The sequence below is a fragment of the Listeria farberi genome (genome assembly GCF_014229245.1).
GTDB lineage: Bacteria > Bacillota > Bacilli > Lactobacillales > Listeriaceae > Listeria > Listeria farberi.
In genome coordinates this window covers 1-1,999 of record NZ_JAARZJ010000045.1, presented here as the reverse complement: position 1 = coordinate 1,999, position 1,999 = coordinate 1, and the positions used below count along the sequence as shown (strand labels likewise).

Annotated in this window: 1 protein-coding gene; it reads left to right on the top strand. The window is 39.0% G+C overall.

Annotation, left to right across the window (positions count from 1 at the left end):
* Positions 1-1,999: leucine-rich repeat domain-containing protein (locus HCB45_RS15085; protein ID WP_185620448.1), on the top strand; the 1,999-nt coding region annotated here is incomplete at both ends.

Sequence of the window (1,999 nt, the reverse complement as noted above, 5' to 3'; positions counted from 1 at the left end):
GTTAAGCGGCTTGACAAGCTTAACAACCTTGCAGTTAAATAACAACGCGATAAGTGATATAAGTGCGTTAAGCGGCTTGACAAGCTTAACAACCTTGCAGTTAAATAACAACGCGATAAGTGATATAGGTAGTAACATAGATGGATTGTCTAATCTGCACATGCTTAGTCTGAATGACAACGAGATAAGTGAATTCAGTTTATCCGGATTGAATAATCTAAATTATTTATATCTAAATAACAATGATATAAGTAGTGTAACTTTAGATGATTTACCGAACTTGTTGGGTTTATACTTGTCCAACAATCAGTTGGAAAGTAACATTTCTATCCAATCTCCCCTCCAGTATGGGATCGACTTATCTGGCAACCAGATAAGGGACCTTAGCTTTATATCCTCAATTCAAATTCAAGATCATGGTAGTATTGATCTGTCTGACAATCAGATAAGTGATGTATCCTATTTGTCAGATTTTGTTGGGAGAGTTGGTTTAACATTAGATAATAATTATATTAGTGATCTTAGCTCATGGGAACAGAGGGTTTCTTCTCTTTCCGAAAACGATATATATAACACAAATACTTATATTCCAATATATATACGGAACCAAAACGTCATATTACCTGAAATAAAATGGTCTGCTTCATTAGAACTACCAGTCACAGTGAAAAACTATAATAATGTAGTAATAACTCCATCATCAATCTCTGATAATGGTCAATTTGCAGATGATGTGATTACATGGACAGAGTTATCTAACGTTAATCAAGACGTTACTTATTCGTGGGATCAGCGAAGTGCGGGTGATAATTATGTGTTCTCTCCACTCTTTTCAGGAACAGCAACCACGAGTGTGACTCCTATTGGTGTGAAGATACTAGTAGATGACGATGGAGATAGTCAAACAACTACAGACCAAACGTTATTTGCAGAAGAAACAAATGATTTAGAGTATCTAGAGGACATATATAATTATGCTAAAGAACAATTAAGTGGAACAGATTATGGATTAGTGGATATTCAACCGGGAAGTAATGGGAGTTATACTTTTATAGTTTCCAAAGTAGGCTCATTAAAAACAAAAGATGTTAATGGAGATTCTATTGGAACAGATAAAGTTTATGTGCCGACTTATACCGTTACTGGCACAGGAAATGCTGCTCAGCTGGATGTTTCTTATGGAGCAACGATTGATTCAGCCCCTGGATATGTGTATATCTATGAGAAGAATACACCTCAAGAGGTACGCTATGTTCCTGGTGCCAATGTTAATGTTCCGCTTACAGATACAAATAGTAACGGAAAACCGCAATGGCAAGAAGATTATACCGTAGTGCAATACCAAAGGGCAGGAGGATTAAATCCTACTACACCAGATGGAAGTCAAGTTCCTGGAGGAACTATAACTATTCCGGATGATTCGATAGAAGGAGATCGTATTACTTTACCTGATACGATTACTGGGTCAGACGGAAGAGAATATGGCGTGGATCCTAGTATAGATATAGATCCGACTATTCCTGGCGTCCAGGTTCCGTTGACAGATGATGAGCAAGATATTCCATATCTTGATGTTCTTTTATCTGAGAGTACGTCGGAATCGATTGCGTTAAGTGAGTCCGAGTCGACATCCTCGTCCTTGAGTGAGAGTGAGTCTAGCTCATTGAGCGAAAGTGAATCCTCGTCCTTGAGTGAGTCAGAATCTAGCTCGCTGAGTGAATCGGAGTCCATTTCGCAAAGTACATCAGAATCCATCTCGTTAAGTGAATCAGAGTCCGTGTCTCAAAGTGAGAGTGAGTCTAGCTCGTTGAGTGAAAGCGAATCTTCTTCCTTGAGTGAGAGTGAGTCTAGCTCGTTGAGCGAAAGTGAATCCTCGTCCTTGAGTGAGTCAGAATCTAGCTCGCTGAGTGAATCGGAGTCCATTTCGCAAAGTACATCAGAATCCATCTCGTTAAGTGAATCAGAGTCCGTGTCTCAAAGTGAGAGTGAGTCTAGCTCG